The organism is Acinetobacter pittii ANC 4050, assembly GCF_000399685.1.
GTDB lineage: Bacteria > Pseudomonadota > Gammaproteobacteria > Pseudomonadales > Moraxellaceae > Acinetobacter > Acinetobacter pittii_E.
In genome coordinates, this window is record NZ_KB976987.1 from 2,499,651 (window position 1) to 2,525,530 (window position 25,880).

25 protein-coding genes are annotated in these 25,880 nt (G+C 40.9%); 10 read left to right on the forward strand and 15 right to left on the reverse strand.

Annotated features, from left to right (window positions below; all coding sequences use genetic code 11):
* The first annotated feature begins 372 nt into the window (after nucleotides 1-372).
* The 6 genes from leuS to cmeC all read left to right on the forward strand — a co-directional run bounded on the left by leuS (nucleotide 373) and on the right by cmeC (nucleotide 9,401).
* Nucleotides 373-2,997 (forward strand): leucine--tRNA ligase, encoded by a 2,625-nt coding sequence (gene leuS, locus F931_RS15510; protein ID WP_016142214.1) that lies wholly within the window; start codon nucleotides 373-375, stop codon nucleotides 2,995-2,997.
* Between the two features lie 27 nt (nucleotides 2,998-3,024).
* Entirely contained in the window at nucleotides 3,025-3,534 is a 510-nt protein-coding gene (lptE, locus tag F931_RS15515) for an LPS-assembly lipoprotein LptE (protein WP_016142215.1), read from the forward strand.
* Nucleotides 3,535-3,552: 18 nt separating this feature from the next.
* Entirely contained in the window at nucleotides 3,553-4,542 is a 990-nt protein-coding gene (gene holA / locus F931_RS15520; RefSeq protein ID WP_016142216.1) for a DNA polymerase III subunit delta, read from the forward strand.
* A 107-nt stretch (nucleotides 4,543-4,649) separates the two neighbouring features.
* Nucleotides 4,650-5,987, forward strand: coding sequence for a MacA family efflux pump subunit (gene macA, locus F931_RS15525; protein WP_016142217.1), 1,338 nt, complete (start codon nucleotides 4,650-4,652; stop codon nucleotides 5,985-5,987).
* Nucleotides 5,988-5,989: 2 nt separating this feature from the next.
* A complete protein-coding gene (macB, locus tag F931_RS15530; protein ID WP_016142218.1) occupies nucleotides 5,990-7,984 on the forward strand; it encodes a MacB family efflux pump subunit in 1,995 nt (664 codons plus the stop codon).
* Nucleotides 7,985-8,006: 22 nt separating this feature from the next.
* A complete protein-coding gene (cmeC, locus tag F931_RS15535) occupies nucleotides 8,007-9,401 on the forward strand; it encodes an efflux transporter outer membrane subunit (protein ID WP_080649732.1) in 1,395 nt (464 codons plus the stop codon).
* A gap of 68 nt (nucleotides 9,402-9,469) precedes the next feature.
* Here cmeC and fabI read toward each other — a convergent pair whose 3' ends face one another.
* From fabI to orn, 3 genes are all read right to left on the reverse strand, one after another.
* A complete protein-coding gene (gene fabI / locus F931_RS15540; protein WP_031945551.1) occupies nucleotides 9,470-10,273 on the reverse strand; it encodes an enoyl-ACP reductase FabI in 804 nt (267 codons plus the stop codon).
* A 137-nt stretch (nucleotides 10,274-10,410) separates the two neighbouring features.
* Nucleotides 10,411-11,142: a Bax inhibitor-1/YccA family protein gene (locus F931_RS15545; protein WP_004794670.1), complete on the reverse strand. Its 732-nt coding sequence runs from the start codon at nucleotides 11,140-11,142 to the stop codon at nucleotides 10,411-10,413.
* Nucleotides 11,143-11,297: 155 nt separating this feature from the next.
* On the reverse strand, nucleotides 11,298-11,864 hold the full coding sequence (gene orn / locus F931_RS15550; protein WP_000099436.1) for an oligoribonuclease: 567 nt from the start codon (nucleotides 11,862-11,864) through the stop codon (nucleotides 11,298-11,300).
* Between the two features lie 125 nt (nucleotides 11,865-11,989).
* Between orn and rsgA the strand changes: the two genes are divergently transcribed.
* The 4 genes from rsgA to secB all read left to right on the forward strand — a co-directional run bounded on the left by rsgA (nucleotide 11,990) and on the right by secB (nucleotide 14,320).
* Entirely contained in the window at nucleotides 11,990-13,051 is a 1,062-nt protein-coding gene (rsgA, locus tag F931_RS15555; protein WP_016142221.1) for a ribosome small subunit-dependent GTPase A, read from the forward strand.
* Between the two features lie 97 nt (nucleotides 13,052-13,148).
* On the forward strand, nucleotides 13,149-13,565 hold the full coding sequence (yibN, locus tag F931_RS15560; protein WP_016142222.1) for a rhodanese-like domain-containing protein: 417 nt from the start codon (nucleotides 13,149-13,151) through the stop codon (nucleotides 13,563-13,565).
* A gap of 11 nt (nucleotides 13,566-13,576) precedes the next feature.
* Complete coding sequence (grxC, locus tag F931_RS15565) at nucleotides 13,577-13,834, forward strand: glutaredoxin 3 (protein ID WP_002114715.1); 258 nt, start codon at nucleotides 13,577-13,579, stop codon at nucleotides 13,832-13,834.
* 27 nt (nucleotides 13,835-13,861) lie between these two features.
* Nucleotides 13,862-14,320 (forward strand): protein-export chaperone SecB, encoded by a 459-nt coding sequence (secB, locus tag F931_RS15570; RefSeq protein WP_002115005.1) that lies wholly within the window; start codon nucleotides 13,862-13,864, stop codon nucleotides 14,318-14,320.
* A 69-nt stretch (nucleotides 14,321-14,389) separates the two neighbouring features.
* Here the strand turns inward: secB and ffp are convergent, their stop codons facing one another.
* From ffp to F931_RS15630, 12 genes are read right to left on the reverse strand one after another with little or no spacing between them, the layout of a single operon-like run.
* A complete protein-coding gene (gene ffp / locus F931_RS15575; RefSeq protein ID WP_016142223.1) occupies nucleotides 14,390-15,046 on the reverse strand; it encodes a 4'-phosphopantetheinyl transferase family protein in 657 nt (218 codons plus the stop codon).
* Between the two features lie 23 nt (nucleotides 15,047-15,069).
* On the reverse strand, nucleotides 15,070-15,504 hold the full coding sequence (locus F931_RS15580) for a hypothetical protein (protein ID WP_000932716.1): 435 nt from the start codon (nucleotides 15,502-15,504) through the stop codon (nucleotides 15,070-15,072).
* Nucleotides 15,505-15,515: 11 nt separating this feature from the next.
* Entirely contained in the window at nucleotides 15,516-16,742 is a 1,227-nt protein-coding gene (gene fabF, locus F931_RS15585; protein ID WP_016142224.1) for a beta-ketoacyl-ACP synthase, read from the reverse strand.
* Nucleotides 16,742-17,467, reverse strand: coding sequence for a 3-ketoacyl-ACP reductase FabG2 (gene fabG, locus F931_RS15590; protein ID WP_014208360.1), 726 nt, complete (start codon nucleotides 17,465-17,467; stop codon nucleotides 16,742-16,744). Before fabG ends, fabF begins: the two co-directional genes overlap by 1 nt.
* Nucleotides 17,468-17,490: 23 nt before the next feature.
* A complete protein-coding gene (locus F931_RS15595; RefSeq protein WP_016142225.1) occupies nucleotides 17,491-17,916 on the reverse strand; it encodes a hotdog family protein in 426 nt (141 codons plus the stop codon).
* Entirely contained in the window at nucleotides 17,916-19,118 is a 1,203-nt protein-coding gene (oxsM, locus tag F931_RS15600; protein WP_016142226.1) for a beta-ketoacyl-[acyl-carrier-protein] synthase family protein, read from the reverse strand. Before oxsM ends, F931_RS15595 begins: the two co-directional genes overlap by 1 nt.
* Entirely contained in the window at nucleotides 19,115-19,660 is a 546-nt protein-coding gene (locus tag F931_RS15605) for a DUF3261 domain-containing protein (protein ID WP_016142227.1), read from the reverse strand. Before F931_RS15605 ends, oxsM begins: the two co-directional genes overlap by 4 nt.
* Before the next feature lie 2 nt (nucleotides 19,661-19,662).
* Nucleotides 19,663-20,958 carry an NAD(P)/FAD-dependent oxidoreductase gene (locus F931_RS15610; RefSeq protein WP_016142228.1) on the reverse strand — a complete coding sequence of 432 codons (1,296 nt, stop codon included), beginning with the start codon at nucleotides 20,956-20,958 and terminating at the stop codon, nucleotides 19,663-19,665.
* A 29-nt stretch (nucleotides 20,959-20,987) separates the two neighbouring features.
* Nucleotides 20,988-23,303 (reverse strand): MMPL family transporter, encoded by a 2,316-nt coding sequence (locus F931_RS15615; RefSeq protein WP_016142229.1) that lies wholly within the window; start codon nucleotides 23,301-23,303, stop codon nucleotides 20,988-20,990.
* Complete coding sequence (locus F931_RS15620; RefSeq protein ID WP_016142230.1) at nucleotides 23,278-23,907, reverse strand: LolA family protein; 630 nt, start codon at nucleotides 23,905-23,907, stop codon at nucleotides 23,278-23,280. The genes F931_RS15615 and F931_RS15620 overlap by 26 nt, the downstream gene beginning before the upstream one ends.
* Nucleotides 23,907-24,335 (reverse strand): acyl-CoA thioesterase, encoded by a 429-nt coding sequence (locus F931_RS15625; protein ID WP_000542808.1) that lies wholly within the window; start codon nucleotides 24,333-24,335, stop codon nucleotides 23,907-23,909. The genes F931_RS15620 and F931_RS15625 overlap by 1 nt, the downstream gene beginning before the upstream one ends.
* 9 nt (nucleotides 24,336-24,344) lie before the next feature.
* Nucleotides 24,345-25,880, reverse strand: coding sequence for an HAL/PAL/TAL family ammonia-lyase (locus tag F931_RS15630; protein WP_016142231.1), 1,536 nt, complete (start codon nucleotides 25,878-25,880; stop codon nucleotides 24,345-24,347).

Genomic DNA, 25,880 nt, shown 5'->3' on the forward strand with positions numbered 1-25,880 from the left:
CATGTCTGGATATACATACTTTAAGTAAAATCAATCTCTCGGCTAGAGAGAATGTCTATTACAAAACATGACGGTTATTCGAAGGGTGATCAAATAATCGCATATAAAACTAAAGGAAGCATTTTTGTTGTTTAATTCACTAAAGTCAAGATTAAAGAAACACTTTTCTATGATTATTTTTTAACTGACTATTTTTTCATCTTATTTGATTTTTCCACTTTTCTTTTTTTATGTCTGCCCCACTTTTTTCAGGTTTATTCCTGTTTAATTTTTAACGGAAAATAAATCCATCCCAAAACTGCATTTTTGTCGATTTTGCGCTATGCTGTGCAACAATCTTTAATATCAATTTTTGTTGTATAGCTTACGTCTATGACTATTTCTCACATTGACCCCGAATATCAAGCAAACACGATTGAACCATCAGTTCAACAAGATTGGGAAAATCGTAAAGTCTTTAAAGTTGCCGACACTGTCGAAGGTAAACATCGCTACATCCTGTCAATGTTTCCTTACCCAAGTGGCAAGCTGCATATGGGGCATGTGCGTAACTATACAATTGGTGATGTAATTAGCCGTTTTTACCGTTTAAAAGGTGAAACTGTATTACAACCGATGGGTTGGGATGCATTCGGTTTACCTGCGGAAAATGCTGCAATTGCCCATAAAGTTGCTCCGGCAAAATGGACATTTGAAAACATTTCCTACATGCGTGATCAATTAAAAAAATTAGGTCTATCTGTAGACTGGGATCGCGAATTTGCAACTTGTACACCAGAGTATTATCACTGGGAACAATGGTTATTTGTTCAGCTTTATAAAAAAGGCCTCATCTACCGCAAGCTTTCAACAGTAAACTGGGATCCGGTTGATCAAACAGTTTTAGCAAACGAGCAAGTTGAAAATGGTCGTGGCTGGCGCTCAGGTGCATTGGTCGAAAAACGCGACATTCCAATGTACTACTTCCGTATTACGGACTATGCACAAGAATTATTAGACGATCTTGACACTTTACAGGACGGCTGGCCTCAACAAGTGTTGACCATGCAACGTAACTGGATTGGTCGCTCTACAGGCATGGAAATTACTTTCCCATCTGCCAATACCGAAATTTATGCTGATGGCTTAACTGTTTATACAACACGTGCTGACACGCTTATGGGTGTGACTTATGTTGCTGTTGCGGCAGAACACCCTCTTGCGCTTAAAGCTGCTGAAAATAACCCTGAATTGGCTGCATTTATTGAAGAATGCCGCATGGGTTCAGTTGCAGAAGCGGACTTGGCAACAGCCGAGAAAAAAGGCATGGCAACAGGTTTGTTTGTAAAGCACCCTGTAACTGGTGAAGAGCTTCCTGTCTGGATCGCAAACTACGTATTAATGTCTTATGGTTCTGGCGCAGTTATGGCTGTACCGGCACATGATGAACGTGATTTTGAATTTGCCAACAAATTCAATTTGCCAATTAAACAAGTGATTGATGCCAAAGGTGCTGACGATGCAGACTATTCTGCAACTGAATGGCAAGAATGGTACGGTTCTAAAGAAGGTAAACTTGTTAATTCTGGTGAGTTTGACGGTTTAGAATTCCAAGCTGCTTTCGATGCATTCCTTGCAAAATTAGAACCACAAGGTTTAGCAAATTCTAAAGTTCAATTCCGTTTACGTGACTGGGGTGTTTCTCGTCAACGTTACTGGGGTTGTCCAATTCCAATGATTAACTGTGATACTTGTGGTCAAGTCACAGTTCCAGAAGACCAGCTTCCAGTTGTATTACCAACTGACGTTGTTCCAGATGGTTCAGGTAACCCATTAAATAAAATGCCTGAATTCTATGAAACTAAATGTCCTTGTTGTGGTGGCGATGCACGCCGTGAAACAGATACTTTAGATACATTTGTAGAGTCATCTTGGTACTACGCACGCTATGCTTCTCCAGACTTTACTGGTGGTATGGTTAAACCTGAAGCAGCTCAAAACTGGCTTCCTGTAAACCAATACATCGGTGGTGTTGAGCACGCGATTCTTCACTTACTTTATGCACGTTTCTTCCACAAATTAATGCGTGATGAAGGTGTGGTACAAGGTAATGAACCATTTACCAACTTGTTAACTCAAGGCATGGTGCTTGCAGATACATTCTATCGTGAAGCAGAAAATGGTAAGAAAACTTGGTTTAACCCTGCTGACATCGAATTAGAGCGTGACGAAAAAGGTCGCATCATTTCTGCGAAATATTCAGGTGACGGTCAAGAAGTGATTATCGGCGGACAAGAAAAAATGTCTAAGTCGAAAAATAACGGTATTGACCCACAAGCGATTATTGATCAATACGGCGCAGATACAGCACGTGTATTCATGATGTTTGCTGCTCCACCAGATCAATCTTTAGAATGGTCTGATGCAGGTGTTGAAGGTGCAAATCGTTTCTTGAAACGTGTATGGCGTCTTGTAGCAAGCTTCCTTGAAAAAGGTAACCAAGCCTCTACGATTGATGCAGCTAACTTGTCTAAAGATGCTCAAGATTTACGTCGTAAGACTCACGAAACTATTCAAAAAGTAAGTGATGACATTGAACGTCGCCATGCATTCAACACTGCAATTGCTGCTTTGATGGAATTGTTAAATGCAAGCAATAAGTTTGAAGCAAAAGACGACAACGACGTTGCTGTAGAACGTGAAGCGATCACCACACTGTTAACTTTACTTGCTCCATTTGCACCACATTTAAGTCAAACATTATTGGCTCATTTTGGTACAGATGTGACAGAGGCAACATTCCCTGAAGTCGATGCTTCTGCATTAACTCGTAATACCCAAACGATTGTTGTACAGGTTAACGGTAAACTTCGCGGTAAACTTGAAGTTTCTGTTGATATTTCTAAAGAAGATCTATTAGCTCAAGCTAAAGCTTTACCAGAAGTTCAACAATTCTTAACAGGACCAACAAAGAAAGAAATTGTGGTTCCAAATAAATTAGTTAACCTCGTGGTTTAATTAAAGTTATTAATGAGAGGATCAAGCATGCACTTTGCCAAACGTTTAGCCGCTGTTGTTTTGACCTTAGGCCTTAGTGCAGGCTTAGTCGGGTGTGGCTTTCATTTAAAAGGAAGCAACCCGACTGCAACTCCGCTTGTTTATAAAAAATTAAGCCTTGAGTTACCAGCAAAAACTGATGATTTGGAAACGCAGTTAAAAGTATATTTAGCTGCAAATGGTGTTCAACTCAGCAATGATAACGATGCTTACGTACTCCGTGTTTTAGAGTACAGTCCACGTCGTCAGCTTTTAAACGGTAAATTAACGGAAGTATTATTACGTTTAACTGTAACCTTCCAGATTGAAGACCGTCAGGGTAATAAAATTACAGAACCACGTTCGTTAACTGCATCTCGTAGTTATCAATATGATCTTGCAACGGTTAACACCGAAAATCAGCAAGAATCTTATTTGCAACGTATTGTGATTGATGACATTGCACAGCAAATTACTCGTCAGATTTCAGCAAACCGTTTACCAAAAGCTCAGCCTTAATCTATATTTTTACCAGCAATGAAAATTGACTATTTACAAGCCTTAAAACGCATTCCGGAAGCACGGGGTGCGTGGATTTTACACGGCCAAGAACCTTTGCTGGAACAAAATTTATTAGATGCTTTTCGTAAAAGTTGGCAACAACAAGAAGTTGAAAGACAGCGCTATGATATTAGTAGCGTGAGCGACTGGAAAAATGTTTTTAATGCACTTAACAGCTTATCTTTATTTTCTCAGCAGCTCGCAATTGAAGTACATGGCAATATAAAACCTGATGCAAATGGATTAAAACAACTTAAAAGTTATATCCAGCATAATGAAACTAACCTACTTTTAATTGTTTTACCTAAGCAAGATAGTAGTAGTTTAAAGTCTGCTTTTTTCCAAGTTGTTGAAGCAAATGGTGTTGTCGTTGCCCTAACCGCAAACTATCCGCAAGACCGTCAAAGAATTTTATCTGTTGAAGCAGAGAAACTTGAAATTCAACTCGACAATGACGCTTGGCAATGGCTCATGCAACATCACGAGCACAATTTGCTTGCAGCTAAAAATAGCTTGATGCGTGTAAGAGACACTTTTCCAGACCAACAACTGATTCAAATTGAACAGTTATATGCTTGTCTACAAGATCAATCTCGTTACACCACTTACGATTTAAGCGATGCCTTATTAGAAGGTAATCTCGCTCAATCCATTAAAATTTTTCAATATTTAATTGCTGCTGGCGAACCAGAAAGTCTGATTTTATGGACTTTAAGTAAAGAAATGCGTTTATTGATGCAATTATTTGAGCAGCCCCATAATGCCTTACAACTTGGCATCTGGAAAACCAAAGTCAGCTTATATCAACAAGCGTTAAGAAGATTAAATCCTCAACAATTTTTAGGCTGGTCTACCCTTCTATTGCAAATTGATGCGGCAATTAAAGGAATGTCAAATGAAAATGCCCAACATTTAATGCAGCAAGCGATTGCTGAATTATGTGGAAAAACATTATTTATACAGTAATTCGGCCGAATCATTTTTCTTCATTCTTGAATTATCATAAAAATTCACGTTTTATCCTCATTTCGCTTTTATACTCAATTAAATTTTAAACTTTTCGACCTCTCACCATGCCAAAAATAAAGCCAATCAAACTCGTAATTATCATCGTCTGTATAGCAATTATTGCTGTATTAGCTTGGAAGTTTTTAAAACCTAAACAGCAACAGCCTCAATATATTACTGCTGAGGTGACGCGTGGGGATATTGAAAATAATGTACTTGCGACAGGTACACTTGATGCAACCAAGCTCATTAGCGTAGGTGCACAGGTATCTGGTCAGGTTAAAAAGATGTATGTACAGTTGGGTGATCAAGTTAAGCAAGGTCAACTTATTGCACAAATTGACTCAACAACCCAAGAAAACAGCCTAAAAACCTCTGACGCAAACATTAAAAATTTAGAAGCACAGCGTCTTCAACAAGTTGCATCTTTAAATGAGAAACAACTTGAATACCGCCGTCAGCAACAAATGTATGCGCAAGATGCAACGCCGCGTGCAGATTTAGAATCGGCTGAGGCAAGCTATAAAACAGCTCAGGCGCAAATTAAAGCATTAGATGCACAAATCGAATCTGCCAAAGTGACAAAATCTACGGCTCAAACCAATATTGGTTATACGCGTATTGTTGCTCCAACTGATGGAACGGTAGTCGCGATTGTGACCGAAGAAGGCCAAACCGTAAACGCAAACCAAAGTGCACCGACCATCGTTAAAATTGCAAAACTACAAAACATGACGATTAAGGCACAAGTCAGTGAAGCTGACATTATGAAAGTTGAAAAAGGACAACAGGTCTACTTTACAACTTTAGGTGATGAAACCAAGCGTTACGCAACTTTGCGCCAGATTGAGCCTGCTCCTGACTCAATTTCGAGCGAATCAACAAGTAATACAAGTTCAACGACCAGTTCGGCCGTCTACTATAATGCTTTATTCGATGTGCCAAATACCGATGGTAAATTGCGTATTGATATGACTGCACAAGTTTATATCGTATTAAACTCAGCTAAAAATGCTTTATTGGTTCCATCTTCTGCTTTAAGTAGTAAACAATTTTCTGGTCAAAGAAAATCAGGTCAGACATCTGAGAAAGCAAGTTCTACCCCAAGTACAGAACGCAAACATCAAGGTAATGGTGCTCGTTTAGAACGCTTAAATTTAACTGCTGAACAAAAACAACTGGTTGAACAAGGTAAAGCAACGCTAAGCGTAGTACGTATTTTACAAGCAGATGGTACAACCAAACCGACTCAAATTTTGGTGGGTATTAATAACCGTGTAAATGCGCAAGTTCTTGCTGGATTAAAACAAGGTGACCAAGTTGTAATTGCAGATAGTTCAGATACTTCTGCTGCGTCTGCAAATAGTGGTAATAACCGTCGCCGTGGCCCAATGGGAATGTAAGCATGACAAAACAAGCTTTGCTTGAAGTCAGCAATCTGGTCCGGGAATTCCCTGCTGGCGAAAGCACAATACAAATTTTAAAAGGCATTGACCTAACTATCTATGAAGGTGAACTGGTTGCCATTGTTGGCCAGTCTGGTTCTGGTAAATCGACCCTCATGAATATTTTGGGTTGTTTGGACCGACCTACGAGTGGTAGTTATAAGGTTAATGGGCAAGAAACGGGTAAACTTGAGCCTGATCAGCTCGCTCGACTACGCCGTGAATATTTTGGTTTTATTTTCCAGCGCTACCATTTACTTGGTGACTTATCTGCTGAAGGTAACGTTGAAGTTCCCGCTGTTTATGCAGGGGTTACCCCTTCTGAACGTAAACAACGCGCCACAGCTCTACTGACCGAATTAGGTTTAGGTACTAAAACACTCAATAGGCCAAGCCAACTTTCTGGTGGTCAGCAGCAACGTGTGTCTATTGCCCGTGCACTCATGAATGGCGGTGACGTTATTCTGGCAGATGAACCGACAGGAGCACTCGACTCTCATAGTGGTGTTGAGGTGATGCGTATTTTGCGTGAACTCAATGCCGCAGGTCACACTATTATTTTAGTCACTCATGATATGCAAGTTGCAAAAAATGCGACTCGTATTATCGAGATTAGTGACGGAGAAATTATTAGTGATCGTCCTAACGTTCCAGATCAAGCAGCCGAACCGATCAAATCTGATCCTGATGCCGCTCCTGCTTTACAAGGTAAACAGAAGAAAGGCAAAAGTATTTCTGCATGGCGTTCTACTTTAGACCGTTTATCAGAAGCCTTTCAAATGGCTTTACTGTCTATGAATGCCCATCGCATGCGTACTTTTTTAACCATGCTTGGGATCATTATTGGTATTGCGTCTGTTGTTACGGTGGTCGCTTTAGGTAAAGGCTCTCAACAGCAAATTTTAAGCAATATTAGTAGTCTCGGAACAAATACAATTACGGTATTTCAGGGCCGTGGTTTTGGTGACAACTCAAAAACTGCAAGTTTTAAGACTTTGGTTCCTGCCGATGCTGATGCGTTAATGACTCAGCCTTATGTCAGTGCGGTCAGTCCAATGGTCAGTACATCCAAAACTATGCGTTACCAACAAAATGAAGCAAATGCGACCATTAATGGTGTGAGTAACGATTATTTCGATGTAAAAGGTTTGGTCTTTAAAGATGGGCAAACTTTTGACCAACGTAGTGTTCGTGATCGCTCACAAGATGTAGTCATTGATACCAATACTCAAAAACAATTTTTTAGTGACGGTACCAACCCAATCGGTCAAGTGGTACTGCTCGGTAGTGTACCTGCTCGTATTATTGGTGTTGTAGAACCGCAGACAAGTGGCATGGGTTCAGATGACACTCTAAATGTCTATATGCCTTATACAACCGTAATGAGCCGTATGTTGGGTCAGTCGAATGTACGTAATATCGTGGTTCGCATTAATGACAAATATTCAACTGCTGCCGCAGAAAATGCCATCGTTAACTTATTAACCCAGCGCCATGGTGCACAAGATATTTTCACCATGAACAGTGACAGTATCCGTCAAACCATTGAAAAAACCACCAGTACAATGACACTTCTGGTTTCAGCAATTGCCGTAATTTCATTGGTTGTTGGTGGTATCGGAGTCATGAATATTATGTTGGTTTCGGTGACCGAACGTACTCAGGAAATTGGTGTACGTATGGCCGTAGGTGCTCGTCAAAGTGATATTTTGCAGCAATTCCTGATTGAAGCAATTTTGGTGTGTTTAATTGGTGGTGTGCTTGGCGTCTTACTATCGCTTGGCCTTGGGCAACTTATTAATAAATTTGCTGGCGGTAACTTTAGCGTGGCTTATTCAAGCACTTCTATTATTGCAGCATTTGTCTGTTCAACACTGATTGGTGTCGTATTCGGTTTCTTGCCTGCCAAGAACGCCGCGAAACTTGACCCTGTTGCCGCACTATCTCGAGAATAAGGAAAATTGCATGTCTTTCTCTATGGCTAAACTCAGCACAGCACTTCTTCTCACAGGTTCTCTTGTAGGATGTGCAGCTGTAGTAAAAACACCTTATGAAGCGCCTGCGGTACAAGTTCCGGGTAGCTTTCAATATGACACAGCAAAAGCAAAAAACATGTCTGCCGATCAATACTCTGATCGTTGGTGGACCCTTTTTAACGATGCGCAGCTCAATCAGCTTGTAAGCAATGTATTAGAACGTAACAGTGATTTAGCAGTTGCAGGTATTGCCTTAAAGCAAGCTCGTTTACAAGCTGATCTAACTGCAAACAAGCAAGGCTTACGCACCAGCTCTAGTGTTTCTACAGGACATTCTTTCGATTTAAATTCGGGAGATGACAGCGCTAAAGGTCTTTCAATGAGCGCTGGAGTAAGCTATGAGCTTGATTTATTTGGCAAGCTTGCACGCCAAACCGAAGCAAGTAAATGGGAAGCTTTAGCAACCGAACAAGACTTACAAGCTACTGGACAAAGCTTAATTGCAACCACTGCCAAACTCTATTGGCAACTGGGTTATTTAAATGAGCGTTATACAACTGCTCAGCAAAGCCTAGCAACGTCTCAAAAGCTTTATGACTTAGTACAGATTCAATATAAAGCTGGTGCCGTTTCAGGTGTAGATCTGACTCAAGCAGAACAATCAGTGCAAAGCCAAAAAGCAAGCTTAAGTCAGATTGAACAACAACTGGTTGAAACACGCACAGCCATCGCAGTACTATTGCATGAACCATTGCAACAACTCAACATTCAAGAGCCAAAACGTTTACCACGCACCGCTCTACCTGCAATTGGGGCTGGTTTACCCGCCGAAATTTTATCGCGCCGTCCTGATTTGCAAGCAAGTGAGCTACGCTTAAGAAAAGCATTAGCAACTAAAGATGCAACCAAAGCAAGCTACTACCCTTCGATTAGCTTAACCAGTAGTTTGGGCTCAAGCAGCACATCGTTAACGGAGTTATTACGTAACCCTGCTCTAACTTTAGGTGCAAGTTTAAGCTTACCGTTTTTGCAATATAACGATATGAAAAAAGATATCGCGATTAGCAATCTGGATTATGAGAAAGCGATTATTCAATATCGTCAAACGCTTTATCAGGCTTTTGCTGATGTAGAAAATGCTTTATCGAGTCGTACAGAACTCGACAAGCAAGTAGCGTTACAAGAACGTAATGTTGAACTTGCAGAAAAAACCGAACGTTTAACTGAAGTTCGTTACCGTTATGGTGCTGTCGCATTAAAAACACTTCTTGATGCACAGCAAACCACTCGTACTGCACGCTTAAGCCTCGTTGAAACGAAGCAAAGCCAATACAATGCTTATGTCACCCTCATGCAAGCTCTAGGTGGTTCACCTGTAAAAGGACTGCCGCAATAACTTGTACCAATTAAAAAAGCCGTAGTCCTTCAACTACGGCTTTTTTATGGCTGAATAAATTTTAAAACTTATTCATCATCCATCATAGATTGGCTCATACCTACAGTATTGAAACCAGCATCTACATATAGAATTTCGCCAGTAATACCTGAAGCCCAAGGTGAGCATAGGAACAACGCTGCGTTACCTACTTCTTCAATGGTTACATTACGCTTTAATGGCGCAACTTTTTCATTGGCATCTAACATTTTACGGAAAGATTTAATACCAGATGCAGCCAAAGTACGGATTGGACCCGCAGAAATCGCGTTTACACGGATACCATCAACACCTAAGCTTGATGCTAAATAGCGAACACCAGCTTCTAAAGAAGCTTTTGCCATACCCATAACATTATAGTTAGGCATAACGCGCTCAGAACCTTGGTAAGTCAAAGTCAATAAACAACCTTGGCGAGCTTGTAATAAAGGTTTTGCAGCACGAGCCATTGCAATAAAGCTGTATGCACTGATGTCATGAGCAACTTTAAAACCTTCACGGTCAGTCACGTCAGTGAAGTCACCGTCAAGTGTATGTGCAGGTGCAAAGCCAATTGAGTGCACAACACCGTCTACACCGTCCCAATGTTTTGCAAGTTCTGCAAATGCATTATCAATTTCAGCATCAACAGCAACATCACATGGAAACACAAGCTTAGAACCGAATTGCTCAGCAAATTCATCCACACGTTTTTTTAATTTTTCGTTTGGATAAGTAAACGCAAGCTCTGCACCTTCACGGTGTAATGCTTGGGCAATACCAAAAGCAATTGATAATTTACTAGCAACGCCTGCAATCAAAAAGCGCTTACCTGCTAAAAGTCCTTGTGTCATGCCGATCTCACTCAAAACAATTTCAAGCATAATGCCAATATTCGGCGGTTTTCGAAATTGCATAATGCATCTTTTTTCAAAAATCGCACGAAAAAAAATCGCTCCTGATGAGGAGCGACCTTTAGATGAATTCAAACTTAGTCGTCAGACAATAAGCCAAGTAAGCGTAAGAAAGAAATATACATCCACACTAAAGTTGCAAGTAATGCGATACCACACAACCATTCCATGAATTTTGGCGCACGATATGCTGCATTAGTTTCAATTAAATCAAAATCTAAAATCAGGTTAAGTGAAGCGATTACCGCAACAAATGCAGCAAAACCAATGCCTAACCAGTTGCTTTCAAAAATATAAGGAACGCTTGAACCAAATGCTAAACGCATAACCATCTGCACAATAAATACAATAAAGATTGCCAAAGATGCAGAGATTACAACTGACTTGAACTTTTCAGTTGCGCGGATAATTTGGAACTTATATAGACCAAACATCACCAAAGTCGTAACGAAAGTCGCTAATAAAGCCTGAAGAGGAACACCTGGATATTTCAACTGGAAAGTAAAAGAAATACCACCTAAAAAAGCCCCTTCAAATAAGGCATACGGAATTGCCAATGTTGGCGCTGTCGTTGGTTTAAACGTTGTAATTAAAGCTAAAACCAAACCACCAATTGCACCTACAATTGAAGCCGCGTAAGCAATACCAACATTTGCAGTAAAGGCTGCATAGAAAAATAAAGCGACACCCACCGCAGCTGCAATGACCGTCAACATAACAGATTTTTGAATCGCACCTTGCACAGTCATCGGTTGACTATAGTCACTGACCGTTTCAACACGTGTCAGTATCGGGTTATTACTTTGCATAAATGCTCTCTTTTTATAATAAAAAATTTCAAACATCATTTTAAGCAAAATGAATATGAAAGCCAAATCAGGCGATCGGCATTATTGTAACAAGGTCCTTTAAGTAATAAAAAAGGAGGCAATAGCCTCCCTTTAATATCACTCGAGTAAGGTTATTAATCTTTACCGTCAGTGTTCATGATAAAGAAATATTCACGGTAATATTTCAACTCGGAAATCGAGTCACGAATATCATCCATTGCCAAATGCGATGCATTCTTTTTCAGACCGCTCATGATTTCAGGGCGCCAGCGTTTTGAAAGTTCTTTTACCGTAGATACATCAAGATTACGATAGTGGAAATACTGCTCTAGTTCAGGCATGAGACGGTGTAAGAAACGGCGGTCCTGACAGATTGAGTTACCGCACATTGGTGAAACTTTTGGATTAACCCATTTTTTTAGGAATTCTAAAGTTTGTAACTCAGCATCACGAGCTGTTAATTTACTGCGTCGAACTCGTTCAATCAGTCCAGACTGCCCATGTTGACGAGTGTTCCATTCATCCATTGCATTTAAAATACGATCAGGTTGATGAATAGCCAAAACTGGACCTTCGGCAAGTACATTTAAATGATCATCTGTAATAATTGTTGCGATTTCAATAATTTGGTCATTATCGGTATCTAATCCGGTCATTTCCAGATCAATCCAAATTAATCGTGTATTTAAAGTACTGCTCATGAATGTACGTTCTAAAATGCCGTAAAAACATCAATAGTAGCAAATTTCTTGCTTCCGCGCTGTAATTCTATAGCTGCTTCATGCTATTTTTGCGGTCTTCAAACAATGGTTTTTTTGGGATATGAATGGCTTTAATTCGTAAGCGTCGTTTAACTGAACAACAGCAACGTCGTATTGAAAAACAGCATAAAACTCGCCAAGAAGAGATCGATACTTCACAGGATCTAGACGGACTCGTTGTACAACACTACGGTCGTCAACTTGAAGTACAAGCCCTCTCTGTACCTGAGCATCACCCAGAAAAACCACAAGTTGCCGAAGGAGAACCAGAACCATTCTGGAAACCGATCGAACTCAATAGTGTTTGGCGCTGTCATACTCGAACTAACCTTGAGTTATTGGTCACTGGCGATCGTGTTAAATGGCAAGCTGACCCAAATACGGGTTTAGGCATTATTACAGCCATTCACCCACGCACCTCTTTACTCACTCGTCCTGACCGCTATCACAAAGTTAAACCAGTGGCCGCAAACATCAGTTTGATTGTGATTGTATTTTCACCACTGCCTGAACCAGCTCCAACACTAATCGATCGATATTTAGTGGCTTGTGCAGACGCTAATATTCCTGCTCTTTTGGTCCTCAATAAATCTGATTTACTCACTGAAAATGACCCAATTCTCACCCTATTAGAAGAATATAAAACTTTGGGTTATGAGGTGATGATTTGTCAGTCCAAGAAGGGAGATATCTCTGCTTTATCTGAACGTTTAGATGGTGAAACCGTAGCATTTGTAGGGCAATCAGGCGTAGGAAAAAGTTCTTTAATTAACGTGCTCATTCCAGATGCAGAGCAAAAAACCAATGTTATTTCTGAAAACTCTGCACTTGGACAACACACAACAACCTCTACGCGCTTAATCAACTTCGGTAAAAATGGTGCCTTAATTGATTCTCCGGGAATTCGTGAGTTTGGGCTTTGGCATCTCGATTTAGAGAAAATTCGTATGGGCTTTCCAGATATTGCAGCGCATCTGGGTTCTTGCCAATTCCGTAATTGCACGCACACTCATGAAAAGAATTGTGGGTTAAAACATGCTGTCGAAGCTGGTGAAATTTTACCGCGACGTCTAGATAGCTTTTTGCGTTTAATCGACGAGATTCAAGAAGCACAGCAAAAAAACTGATTTTCTGCCCTATTTGCCCTTGAAGTGGTGATTTTGATCACCATCTATATACGCTATACTCTAGGTCAATTTTGTTTTTAATTTTTTTAGGTGACTTGTGGAACGCTGGTTAGAGTTTATGGGGAATCACCCCATTTTGTTTGGTACGCTCGGAGTCTTGATCGTGTTGTTCTTCATTTTTGAAGGTCAACGTAACGGTCGTAAAATTTCTCCACAGTCGCTTGGTATTTTAGTGAAAGCGAAAAATGCGCTTTTAATTGACTTACGCGATAGCAAAGATTTTCGCGAAGGTCATATTAGCGGCAGTCGCAATATTCCGTATAGCCAAATTGCAAGTCATGCTGAAGAATTAAAAGCAAGTGACCGTCCATTGGTATTTATTTGCAACTTGGGGCAAGTTGCTGGAAGTGCTTTGCAAAAAGTTGCTCACCACGATAGCTATCGTCTTGATGGCGGTATCAGTAACTGGAAAGCACAAGGCTTACCTCTTGTTAAAAGCAAACCAAAAGCTTAAGGAGAATTATCATGGCTGCAAACGTCATTGTTTACTCAACTTCTGTATGCCCGTATTGCGTTCGTGCTAAACAGTTACTTGAGCGTAAAGGTGTTGCTTATAAAGAAGTAAATCTTTCTGTTGAAGCACCTGAAGTACGTGTTGAATTAATGCAACGCACAAATCATCGTACTGTCCCACAAATTTTCATTAACGATCAGTTTATCGGTGGTTTTGACCAACTTTATGCTTTAGAGCGTGAAGGTAAACTCGACGAATTATTGGCTTAACATCGCATCCATATTAAGGAAAAAACAATGAGCGAAGAACAACAAGTTCAACCACAATTAGCTTTAGAGCGTATTTATACAAAAGATATTTCTTTTGAGGTTCCTGGGGCGCAGGTTTTCACTAAACAATGGCAACCTGAACTTAATATCAATCTTTCTTCTGCTGCAGAAAAGATTGATCCGACTCACTTTGAAGTTTCTTTAAAAGTTGTGGTACAAGCCGATAATGACAACGAAACAGCGTTTATTGTAGATGTAACTCAATCAGGTATTTTCTTGATCGATAATATTGAAGAAGAGCGTTTACCTTATATTTTAGGCGCATATTGCCCAAATATTTTGTTCCCGTTCTTGCGTGAAGCTGTAAATGATTTAGTCACTAAAGGTAGCTTCCCACAGTTACTTCTTACTCCAATCAACTTTGATGCAGAGTTTGAAGCGAACATGCAACGTGCTCAAGCTGCTGCTGTTGAAGGTCAAGCTTAATTTTAGCTTTTCCTTTTCATAAAAAAACCGCGTAATACGCGGTTTTTTTATGTACGCTATTTTCACTTATTAACGATCAAGTGAATGAAGCTGAATAGATGGAAACTGGAAACCTCGGCAAGATAACTCTGAACGCCACGCCACGGTTAACATCATATTGCCAACAATAAAATTCTGATAAGCAAATGTACCATTTAGTGGATGAGAACAGATTCCTCCTTGGTCTGTAGGGTGCGCTTGAGTATTTAATGTATTTAAATCTAAACGTATGCCTAGTCCTGATGCTTTTAGGACCGCTTCTTTAGTGGTCCAGACTTTGAACCAATATTCTCTATCTTGGTCCAAACTTAGCCACGTTGCATATTCATCGGGATGAAAAGCATGTTTTGCTAATGCATCTAAGCGTACATTTCGATCAATTTCTTCAATATCTACACCAATATCTTTAACCTGTGCACTCATGGCTAAAGCGTAGAATTGTTGGCTATGTGAGTGATTAAAATGCAAATTATGATTTAACAAATAAGGTTTACCATGTTCATGCTTGGCAAACTCCAATTCCGTTGAATTGAGTTGTAGTTTCTCTGCGATCAGTCTATTTCTGACACTCTGTATTTGTTGTTTTTTATAATGATTAAATGTACGGAAATCGGGGAAATCTTGTTTCGATTTTAAAAGAAGCTGAGATAATGCCTGTGTGTAGACTTCGATTTTACGCTTAGACATTATCTCGACCTTACTTTAAATGATTAGAATTTAACTACATCGCCTTTTAATGCAACACCCGCCATCATGGCACCTTTATAGCAATCGTAAGTTGTGGTACTTGTGGTTTCATTGGCTTTAAAATAGCTCACAATATTGGTCACGGCGTTTGCCCCTTGTGCTTTAGCATTGTTTTGCATTTGGATCAGTGCTGAACGTAAAACCCAGTCACAAGACGTTGCTGCCGACTTACCAAAACCATTGGTCTTTTTATTGGTTACCGCATCTTTTTGAATAATTTTACCGCCAGACTTTGTACCTTTTAAATAAAACTTTACCGAACCATCCAGCGTCCCATCTGCAACCGCACGGTCTACAGCTTCTTTAAAATTTAACTGATGTACTTCATCTCCAGCCTGAACAGTGGCAGTAAAACCCGCACTTAGCATTGCTACAAATAAAAGTTTTTTATTTAACATTGTTGTGTTCCTTATTGTTTAACACGTTTAAAAATAAGCGAAGTATTAATTCCGCCAAAAGCAAAGTTATTACTCATAATAATATCAGCATCCAAATTTCTCGGCTGCTGAACGATATAATCCAGTTCACCACATAGTGGATCGATTTCATCTAGATTTAAAGTTGGAATAAAACGTCCACGATTCATCATTTCGATGCTTAGCCAAGCTTCAATAGCTCCACACGCCCCCAGCGTATGTCCAAAATAACTCTTTAAAGAGCTGATTGGTTTATAGCCTAAAACTTTTGCAGTAGCTTGACTCTCCGCTACATCTCCCTGATCTGTTGAAGTCCCATGAGCATTTACATAGGCAATGTCTTTAGCTTCTACAGAGGCATCTTTAAGCGCTAATTCCATACAGCGCCCCATCATTTCTGACTCAGGACGAGTGACGTGTTGGCCATCGGTATTGCTACCATAGCCAATCACCTCTGCATAAATATGAGCACCGCGGGCTTTGGCATGCTCATATTCTTCTAAAATTAAACAGCCTGCGCCTTCACCAATCACCAATCCATCTCGTTTAGCATCAAATGGACGCGGTGTTTTTTCTGGTTGGTCATTCATTCCACTGGTCGCGAACAATACATCAAAAACCGCTGCTCCTGCCGCACTGAGTTCCTCTGCACCACCCGCAATCATGACCTGTTGTTTGCCATATTTAATAGCTTCATAGGCTTGCCCAATCGCCATAGAACCAGAGGTACAGGCACTTGAGGTAGGTAAAGTTAAGCCTTTAAGACCAAAATATACGGTCATGTTCACGGCGCTGGTGTGGGCCATCATACGAATATAAGTAGTTGCGTTGATCTTACTCATGCTCTGATGAAGCAACATGCTAGCAAACTCACCCACGGCATCTACGCTACCCGCTGATGAACCAAAGGCAACACCCGCTTCGCCACTAGATAAAATTTCATGTCCAAGCAAACCAGCATTTTGTAAAGCAGTTTCGGCACAAACCACAGACATGAGAGCAACACGGCCCATCCCACGGGTGACTTTACGGTTAAAATGTTTTGGAATATGAAAAGATTCTACAGGTCCAGCAAGCTTGGTCCGAAGGTCAACATATTGCTCCCACTCGGGCATGTAACGAATACCGCTTTTAGCAGCTTCAAATCGCGCAAAGATGTCATCAGCAGTTTCACCTAAAGAGGTAATTCCTGCCATTCCTGTCACAACCACACGCTTCATCAGATGAGTCCTCCATTTACAGAGATCACCTGTCGGGTTACATAAGAGGCTTCATCTGAACACAAGAATTTCACTACGCTCGCCACTTCATCGACCTGTCCCATACGTTGCAATGGAATCATTTTAAGTGCATGTTCTTTAACTTCATCTGTCACCATTTCGGTCTCAATGAGCCCAGGTGCAACACAGTTCACTGTAATTTTTCGCTTCGCCAATTCAAGTGCCAAAGCTTTGGTCGCACCAATCAAACCTGCTTTTGCAGCACTGTAGTTGACCTGACCGCGGTTCCCCATAATTCCAGACACAGAAGATAAAGTGACAATACGGCCACCTTTGCGTAAGTGAATCATTGGCATGATAAGTGGCTTTAAAACATTATAAAAACCATCTAAAGACGTCGAAATCACTTCATCCCAATCTTGATCGGTAAGTGCTGGAAAAGCACCATCATGGGTAAGACCTGCATTCAATACAACGCCATAGAAAGCCCCATGCTGTTCTACATCTTGTTCTAAAATCTGTTGAACCGTCTGGCGTTCATTTACATCAAACATTAAATAATGGCTATTTTGTCCTAAGGCTTGAATCTCTTGGACAACTTGCTCAGCCTCTGCCTGACGCGAACGTGCATGTACAGTCACATCAAAACCAGCTTTTGCGAGTTGTAATGCAATCGCTTTCCCAATTCCTCGACTTGAACCCGTTACTAAAATTCGTCTTGTCACACTATATTCCTAATTCTTTGTGGTTATTCAAATGGTGTTTCTGTAGGTTCAAATACACTTAACATTGCCTGAATGCGGTGTTCAGCATATTGAATTTCACAGGAAAATTGCCCAAGTCCTTCATGAAAATATTGCTGCTCTATTTGAATGATCAATCGTGAACCCAAAGCGAAATAAGGAACCGGTAAATGTAATTTACGCGTTCCCAATAAAAAACCGACTTTTGGCGCTTGTTTTGACTGCTTACCTTGCCAGCCTGAATAAGCACTAATGGTTTGTGCCATAATTTCAATACTTGCCCATGTCGGCAAACCTTCTGCTTCACAAAACATCAGCTCTGGTGTAATCGTGAGTTCTGCTTGTGCCCGCCCTTCTGCAACCTCGGTTAAATAGTCGATAAATACCATCGGTTGCTCATGAGGAATATATTGAATTGCATCCAGTTTCATTAGGGTTTCACTCCAAAAACAAGACTAATATTACTTCCCCCAAAAGCGAAAGAATTACTCATGACATAGCGGATGGGCTGTTTTAGTTCGGCATTTTGCACATAGTTTTGGTCAGCCAAATCTGGATCAATCTCAACATTTTGATGTAAAGGCAACCAACTTTGATCTTTTAGAATCTGTTCACAAATAAAAGCCTCTATGGCACCCGCTGCTCCGAGACAATGTCCAGTTTTATGCTTGGTACTACTTAAAGCCACTGGGTAATCACCAAAAACTTGCCTTACAGCCTTAATTTCCATTGCGTCATTTTGTGGAGTTGCTGTTCCGTGCAAGTTGATATAACCCACCTCTTGAGCTGAAATATGTGCCATATCTAATGCACGTTGCATAGCTAAAGCTGCACCTTTACCTTCAGGATGCGGGGCTGAAATGTGCCATGCATCCATAGATTCACCCGCCCCCATTAACATGACAGGTGCTTGTTCTTTACTTAGTACAAAAAACGCAGCAGCTTCACCAATATTAATACCATCACGGTTTACACCACAGGGTTGGCAAATATGTTCAGATAAACTTTCTAAACTATTAAATCCATTTAGGGTCAACTTGCACAAGGTGTCGACGCCACCCACCAGCACAACATCTGCTAAATCTGCGTGAAGTAATCGCTGCCCTGCCGCTAATGCTTTAGCGCTTGAAGAACAAGCTGTCGAAATCGTATAGGCGGGCCCTTCCCATCCTAAGTACTGCTGTAATGCTTTCGCTAAACAGCTCATTTCTTGGGGATAGTGTGATATCGATAGATCGGTTTGCCCTTGAAAATATTGCTTAAGTAACAATTCATTATCTGCAATACCAGAAGTAGATGTACCCACTACAATGGCCAAACGTTTATTTTCAAAAGATGCTGTATAAGCTTTTAACTCTGATTCAATTTCGGCTAATGCAGTTAATGCAAAACGTAGATTACGTGAATCTACAGACTGTAAAGCATCAGGTACGCTCGAATATAATGGATGCGTATATTGCCCCACCCAAACATCACGATCAGCAATTAAATCATCTCGCAAACTCAAGGTTTGCTCGGGCTGTTGTAATGCTTGTTTGATTTGATTAAGTTCACAGCCTAATGCAGATAAACCAACACTAAATTGTATGCCTACTGCCATTGGAACTGCATTTGCTGAAGGTAGATGTTTCATGGCGTAGGACTTTCTTCTGTCTGCAAGGTGTTCTCAATCGAACTCAGCGTCATGGTATAAGGGACTTGTTCATTAATCAATTCAATGCTTCCTTGTCCCTGTTTAAGCTGCAACACAGGTTGCTTTTCAATATAAACAACCTGCTTGTCTGCTTGTTGTTTCATCTCTACAGCTTGCTGCCCTAAATGCGAAAACTGAGGGTATGTCGCAAACAAAAGGTCACGCACCACAAACTCAAAAGGCAATAAACGCATTTGATCAATACGTTGTTCAACATGAACCCGATGCCCATCAAACTGTAACTTAAATAATTGCTGGCCTGTCAGGCTTAAAGCGACCATATCTAGGACAGCACCCTTTTGCTGTTGATATAACAAGAAGCTAAAACTTTGCTGCTTCCACTGAACTTCAACTTGATCTTGCCTTTGATAAGTCTGAGCCTGCCATAGTGGACTTTGCAGTCCTTTGGCATGTGGCATGACCTGACAACCATTTAAAAAGATAAAGCTACTGAGTAATATCGTTGCCCATTTGCGTTGCATGGTTATCCCTCAAGTACCTGTTCTTGCGCCAAGCCTTCACGACAATATTCTGCCAAGGTGCTGAGTCTACGTTTGGCATTTTTATGAATTGGATTTTTTTCATCCCACGCATAACCAGCCAATAATGAAGAAATCATACGGCGAATACCTTCATTCTGATTTTGCGAGAACACCACATCTTGGAACTCACCTTCGTACCATGATTCAACATAGGCACGAAACACCTGAATGCCGCGGCGTAATGGTTTTTCATATTCTTCTAACCAGTCGACTTGCTGACCTTGTAAAACTCGTTCAACTAAAGGAACCGCCAAACTTGAAGATTTAAGAGCAATTGTCACACCTGATGAAAAGACTGGATCAAGAAACTCACCCGCATTACCTAATAGCGCATAGCTGCGGTCTGCCAAGTGTTTTACATTCGCTGAATAACCAACCAAGGTGCGCACTGGTGTATCAAACTTTGCACGGCACAGGACATGTGACAAGCTTGGTTCATCAGCCAAAATACGTTTGAACATTGCTTCAGGTTCATTATCCGAAGCATTTTCGACTGTGTATTTGTCAAAAAAGTCTTGTTCTGCAACAACACCGAATGAAGCGCGTCCATCTGCAAATGGAATCAGCCAATACCATGCGCGATGATCTTTTTCATGGACAGTAATTAAAATTTTATTACGGTCAAAGTCTGGGTTATCTGTAATTCCGTCTTCAATATGGGTAAACAGTGCACGTCGTACCGGAAAATTTGATGGGCTCTCTAAATCTAATAACTTTGGCAAAATTCGCCCAAAGCCACTCGCATCTAACAAGAATTTAGTTTGAATCTGATAACGCTGTTGTTCTTCATCAATTACTGTAAGTACAGGCTGTTCAGATGCAACATCAACATCTAAAACCTCATGTCCAAAGCGTATATCTGCGCCATAAACTTGAGCCTGTTTTGCTAGTAAGTTGTCAAAATCTGCACGGCGAACTTGCCAAGTTTTTCCCGGACCATCCGTAAATTTTTCTGTAAAGTCATAAAAACTACGCTGTTTGCCACGTAGAAAAGCTGCCCCATTTTTAAATTGAAAAGCGTATTGTTCAACATGCTCACGGACTGTTTCTAATAAACCAGCCTCTTCTAAAAATGCCATAGACTGCGGTAGCAATGATTCACCAATCGAAAAACGAGGAAAATGCTGTTTTTCGATGACCGTAACGGTATAGCCCTTTTTTCGAAGAAGTGCAGCAGCAGAACTACCTGATGGCCCAGCCCCAATAATCACGACGTCAATTTTTTCTATAGTGCTCATAGCACAACTTCCTTTTTAATTTATTCAAATTATGAATGGTCTTGTAAATTCACGATATATTTTTCATCTGCGGGGGTTAACAAAGTCGCATAGATAAATGAGAAAATAACCCCGAATAAAACCGTTAAACCAAAACAATGAATTGCATAAGTATGGCTAAATGAAAGTAATCCAAAGCCAAGTAAAGTCGACATCATACATAAAAATAATGCCATTCCAACTACTTGCGGGTGATCATGTCCATGTCGGTAGAAAATTGCATAGTCGACGCCAATCCCAATAATCAGAAAAGTGGCCATAATACTAAACAGGTTAATCTCGACACCTAGCCATGCCTGAACAGCAAAAGTGCTTAGTAAAGCCAAACTGACTGGCAGAACCAATGGCACAATCGAAGTTAGTCCATAAATAAGTGCTAGACCAATCGCCAGACCAATTAAGGCATAAATCAGAAGATGTTGAGCCTGCACTCGATGTTCGGCAAACATTTGCGACATTTCGGTAATCGGTTGCTGAAAATGTATGTGCTCATTCTGAAGCTGCTTTAACACGTCAGGCTGTTTTACCCCTGTCACCATCACTAATCGTTCATTGGCTTGAGGTTGTAGAAAAGCTAATGGGTGATCTTTAAATACAGCAAAATCTAATAACGGTTGTGCTGCCAGTTGCTGTTGCCACTGTAAAACATCATTAATATTTAGTCCCATGCTTTGCGCATATTGCTGCAAAGTCGCTTTTGGAATATTTCTTAATAGTTGTAGATTATTTTGCTGCTCTGCCAATGGTGGAATCCATTGTCCCAAAGCTTGAAATGCACTGATTTTCCCTTGTGGCTGTAACTGTTGCAAATGTCCAATCAGTCGCTGCTCTTGTTGCTGCATTTCATTTGCCGATGCTGCACGCACTACAAAATAATCACTACTTTGTTGCTGGCCAAATTGCTCACGAACCGCTTGGTCTTGCTGTTTTAAGCTCGCGTCCATACCTTGTAAGTTACGAATATCATCGTTACTTTTAAGATAGAAAAGACTCACCGTACCTATTGCTAAAATGGCTGCAATCAAGCCATAACGTATCTTGGTTCGCTGCTGAAACCATAAGCGTGCTTGACCAATCCACGATAATGCTTTTATTGCTGGCTGGGCATTGAGTGCAGGTAATCTTGGTAATAATAGAACACTACTGATCCATGCCGCAGTTAATCCCACAATTGAAAAGACTGCAATCTGCTTAAACCCAGGAAACGGAGTAAAACTCAAAAAGATGTAAGCAACTAACGTGGTCATTAAGCCCATAAACAAACTTGGTAATAGCGGTTTTAAAATTTGAAAACCACCAAGCTTTCTATGCTGCGATTGCATCGCCATAAAATAAAATGAAAAGTCGACACAGACACCAATCAGACTCGCACCAAACACTAATGTCATCAGGTGAATTTCACCAAACACCCAATGTGTGACCGCAAACGCCACAAAGCTTCCAGTCGAAACTGCAATAAACTCGGTCGCCAAAGGTCGCAGTGAGCGAAAGCCGAACCAAACCAAAAAAATTAAGCCCAGTGTCGAGCCAACACCAATGGTTGAGATTTCCTGTTTAGCCGATTGCGTTCCAAAATTTGAAAATAAAATAGTTCCAGTCCAATGAGATTTTAATCCCATTGCAGCTAACTTTTGCTTAGTTTGCTCAATCCAAGTAGAGGTCTGTTCTTGATAATCAATATTGTATGGGCTTTGCGTCAACTGTAATACGAAAAGCCGAGAGATACCTTGCTCATGATGAATTGTGGCAAAACCCTGCTCCATTTCAATATCTTGGTGTGACGGAGTTGCCAACTGCATGGCATAACGGGGGAACAATAATAATGGGTCTTGCTTCAGTGACTCAGCAGTGACAGGCATGCCTGGACTCATCATCTGCATCAGACTTTGTTCGGTCAGCGCAGCATAATCCTTTTTTTGCAATAAGGCTTGATCTTGAGCACTCAACAACCCTGCTCGATGTTGATACAACTGTTTCGCAAACTGGTCAAAATCTAGCTGTGGTTTGAGTGGCTGCCATAGCGCACTTTGCTTCGCTTGCGCTGTTAAGAAATGAGTCGCTTGTTGTATCGCAGCTTCATCTTTGGCATCTACCACCACAAATACTTTATTGTTGAGTTGCTCATTCATGTACTGCTGAGTACGTGCAAGTTCTGGGTCTTGCTGTACTTTAGGCAATAAAGCAAAAATATTGGTTTGAATATGAATATCTTTATTCAACCACGTCACGCCAAGCCCCACTGCAATGAACAGAAGAGCAATTAACCAAAGCGCGGTAAACTTATTTTGCCAGTTGGAAAAGCGCATGCTCAGCAGCCGTTAAAGTCGTCGGTTGAGAAGTCTGGTGACTAAAGCGAATAGTCGTTAAATTATTCGCTTTCTCGGTAATCACGATTTGGTTGACGTACTGTTGACCTTGAGCATCAACACGCACAAATAACTTTTTAAACAAGCTACTTTTCGGAGTTAAGCTCATGCTCCAACCCGCTGGACTATAAGTTGCACTTACCACATTAAAATTCTTTGCCAAAGCCTGTTCATTACCAGACATGAGCTGTAAGAATAGAGTCGCGACCGAACTATATGGCGATTGATCAACTTGTATTTGGCTAAATGTACGCTGAGTTTTCTGTACCAATTTGGTTGGGGTAACGATCAAATCTGCTTGCACAGGACGTTTGATTTGCCATGCCACACCATAAGATTTTGAGAACAACAAAGAGCCGTTCGATACAAAAGTTTTATTCAACGATGGCAATTTTTTTTGTTGTTCGAAATTAGCACGAACCGTAGGAGACTGTGACAATTGCTGAAAAATTTGAGTGATCTGTGTGGACGCTGCATAGACCGCACTTAAACTACTCATCCAAACAGCAGCACCTAAACCTAAAGTTTTGATGAATTGAGACATCACGCATTCCTCTTCGGTTGAAACTCAGACCACGCATTCAAACGATCAAACAAAACTTGAGGTGACTGGAAACACATTTCACGGGCTTCAATATTCACCGCCACCTGTGTGGTATAACCTTTGGTTAAACGTTTCCCAGATTCAGCATCAAAAATCAAATAATCAATTTTTAAGCGGTTTTCCCATTCTTTTAAAATGGCCCGAACCCGGATCTTTTGTTCAAACTCAATACCGTATGCATAGCGAACATGGCTTTCAATCACAGGCCATGCATAGCCTGATTCTTTCATCTGCATATAGTTGTAATGAAATTGATCGAGCAATTTGCAGCGCGCAATCTCAAAGTATTTTAAATAGTGTCCATGCCAAACCACATTCATGGTATCGACATCATGAAATGGAATTTCAATGATTACATCTGCATGCATTGGCTCACCTTATCCCATAAATTCTGGTTGATTAAACAATTCAAGTTGGTCTAAACGATCAACAATCTGTTGTAATTCGGTTTGTAATGGTCGGTCTTCTTCGACAAATGCAAAGCTTTGTAAGGTCCATTGCATAAATGCCTGCAATGTCGGACTGAGCTGTGCCGTTAAACCTTTCAAATGAATCGCCTGCACACTCGCGCAGCAAAGTGCTGCAATGACTTGCTGGGTCAAGGTAATTACTCGGCTCGCATCACGTGCAGCAATGGTTCCCATGCTAACTTTATCTTGGTTATGACATTCGGTTGAACGTGAAAAAATTGAAGCTGCCAAAGTATTTTTTAAGGCTTCAGCTGTCCACGCTGATACCCCGATTTGTACGGCTTTAAAGCCATGATTGAGTGGTAAACGTTCAGCTGTCGCACCTGTTAAATTACGTGGCAAACCATGGTTCATTTTATGATCGACTAGCTGTGCAATTTGTCTGTCCATCAAATCAGCAATATTGGCAATCATAATTTTTAAGCTATCCATTGCCTGTGCAATATGCCCACCGTAAAAATGACCGCCATGCAATACACGCATGCCTACTGGATCAATCAATGGATTGTCGTTACTTGAATTCAGCTCATTTTCAATAAACTGACGTAACCATACTTTTGAGTCTTCAAACACCCCAATAATATGCGGCGCACAGCGTAATGAATAACGGTCTTGCAAGCGTGGACTTTGGTGTGCTGTTTGTACTTCACTGTTCAGCCAATCACGTAATTGCTTTGCTATTTGCTGCTGCCCTGGATGGGGCTTTTGTGCAAACAGCACTTCATCAAAATGACTAGGATTACCCTCTAGCGCCAATACATTCAGGGCGGTAATTAAAGTACTTGCGAGTGCGATCTGCTCTGCTTTTTTATAGTTCAAACAAGCAATCGCTGTCATCACCGCTGTGCCATTCATGAGCGCCAAACCTTCTTTAGGTCTGAGCGTTAAAGGCTGCATATTCTTTTCAGCATAGACTTGAGTAACAGAAACAATTTGTCCATCAACATAGACATCCCGCTCACCGACTAATGTTCCCGCAATGTAAGACAACGGCGTTAAGTCACCACTTGCCCCGACGGAACCTTCAGAGGGAATGACTGGAATCACATTTTCGTTGAGTAGCCACACCAAACGTTCAAGTAGTGCTATCGATACGCCTGAATAACCGCGAGCTAATGAGCATAACCGAGTCACAACTACTGCACGTGCGGTGATGACATCTAAATTTTCACCTAAACCACAACCATGAAAACGTGAAAGATGCAGCGGTAGTTCATTAATCTGATGCAACGGCACTTCAACCAAACATGAGTCACCATAACCCGTAGTCACCCCGTAGATAACCCCTTCTTCTTCAAGGAGCTGATCAAGAAAATCAGCGCCTTTTTGAATCAGTTCACGCCACTCAGACGTTTCAGGTAAAGCAACCTGACATTCGCCTCTGGCTACAGAAACGACATCTTCAATACTCAGTAGCTGTTCACCTACGGTTAACACACGCAT

Excerpts from the sequence above, each read along its gene's own strand:
- leuS (WP_016142214.1), top strand. The coding sequence starts at position 373 with ATGACTATTTCTCACATTGACCCCGAATATCAAGCAAACACGATTGAA.
- lptE (WP_016142215.1), top strand. The coding sequence starts at position 3,025 with ATGCACTTTGCCAAACGTTTAGCCGCTGTTGTTTTGACCTTAGGCCTT.
- holA (WP_016142216.1), top strand. The coding sequence starts at position 3,553 with ATGAAAATTGACTATTTACAAGCCTTAAAACGCATTCCGGAAGCACGG.
- macA (WP_016142217.1), top strand. The coding sequence starts at position 4,650 with ATGCCAAAAATAAAGCCAATCAAACTCGTAATTATCATCGTCTGTATA.
- macB (WP_016142218.1), top strand. The coding sequence starts at position 5,990 with ATGACAAAACAAGCTTTGCTTGAAGTCAGCAATCTGGTCCGGGAATTC.
- cmeC (WP_080649732.1), top strand. The coding sequence starts at position 8,007 with ATGGCTAAACTCAGCACAGCACTTCTTCTCACAGGTTCTCTTGTAGGA.
- fabI (WP_031945551.1), bottom strand. The coding sequence starts at position 10,273 with ATGACACAAGGACTTTTAGCAGGTAAGCGCTTTTTGATTGCAGGCGTT.
- F931_RS15545 (WP_004794670.1), bottom strand. The coding sequence starts at position 11,142 with ATGCAAAGTAATAACCCGATACTGACACGTGTTGAAACGGTCAGTGAC.
- orn (WP_000099436.1), bottom strand. The coding sequence starts at position 11,864 with ATGAGCAGTACTTTAAATACACGATTAATTTGGATTGATCTGGAAATG.
- rsgA (WP_016142221.1), top strand. The coding sequence starts at position 11,990 with ATGGCTTTAATTCGTAAGCGTCGTTTAACTGAACAACAGCAACGTCGT.
- grxC (WP_002114715.1), top strand. The coding sequence starts at position 13,577 with ATGGCTGCAAACGTCATTGTTTACTCAACTTCTGTATGCCCGTATTGC.
- secB (WP_002115005.1), top strand. The coding sequence starts at position 13,862 with ATGAGCGAAGAACAACAAGTTCAACCACAATTAGCTTTAGAGCGTATT.
- ffp (WP_016142223.1), bottom strand. The coding sequence starts at position 15,046 with ATGTCTAAGCGTAAAATCGAAGTCTACACACAGGCATTATCTCAGCTT.
- F931_RS15580 (WP_000932716.1), bottom strand. The coding sequence starts at position 15,504 with ATGTTAAATAAAAAACTTTTATTTGTAGCAATGCTAAGTGCGGGTTTT.
- fabF (WP_016142224.1), bottom strand. The coding sequence starts at position 16,742 with ATGAAGCGTGTGGTTGTGACAGGAATGGCAGGAATTACCTCTTTAGGT.
- F931_RS15595 (WP_016142225.1), bottom strand. The coding sequence starts at position 17,916 with ATGAAACTGGATGCAATTCAATATATTCCTCATGAGCAACCGATGGTA.
- oxsM (WP_016142226.1), bottom strand. The coding sequence starts at position 19,118 with ATGAAACATCTACCTTCAGCAAATGCAGTTCCAATGGCAGTAGGCATA.
- F931_RS15605 (WP_016142227.1), bottom strand. The coding sequence starts at position 19,660 with ATGCAACGCAAATGGGCAACGATATTACTCAGTAGCTTTATCTTTTTA.
- F931_RS15610 (WP_016142228.1), bottom strand. The coding sequence starts at position 20,958 with ATGAGCACTATAGAAAAAATTGACGTCGTGATTATTGGGGCTGGGCCA.
- F931_RS15615 (WP_016142229.1), bottom strand. The coding sequence starts at position 23,303 with ATGCGCTTTTCCAACTGGCAAAATAAGTTTACCGCGCTTTGGTTAATT.
- F931_RS15620 (WP_016142230.1), bottom strand. The coding sequence starts at position 23,907 with ATGTCTCAATTCATCAAAACTTTAGGTTTAGGTGCTGCTGTTTGGATG.
- F931_RS15625 (WP_000542808.1), bottom strand. The coding sequence starts at position 24,335 with ATGCATGCAGATGTAATCATTGAAATTCCATTTCATGATGTCGATACC.
- F931_RS15630 (WP_016142231.1), bottom strand. The coding sequence starts at position 25,880 with ATGCGTGTGTTAACCGTAGGTGAACAGCTACTGAGTATTGAAGATGTC.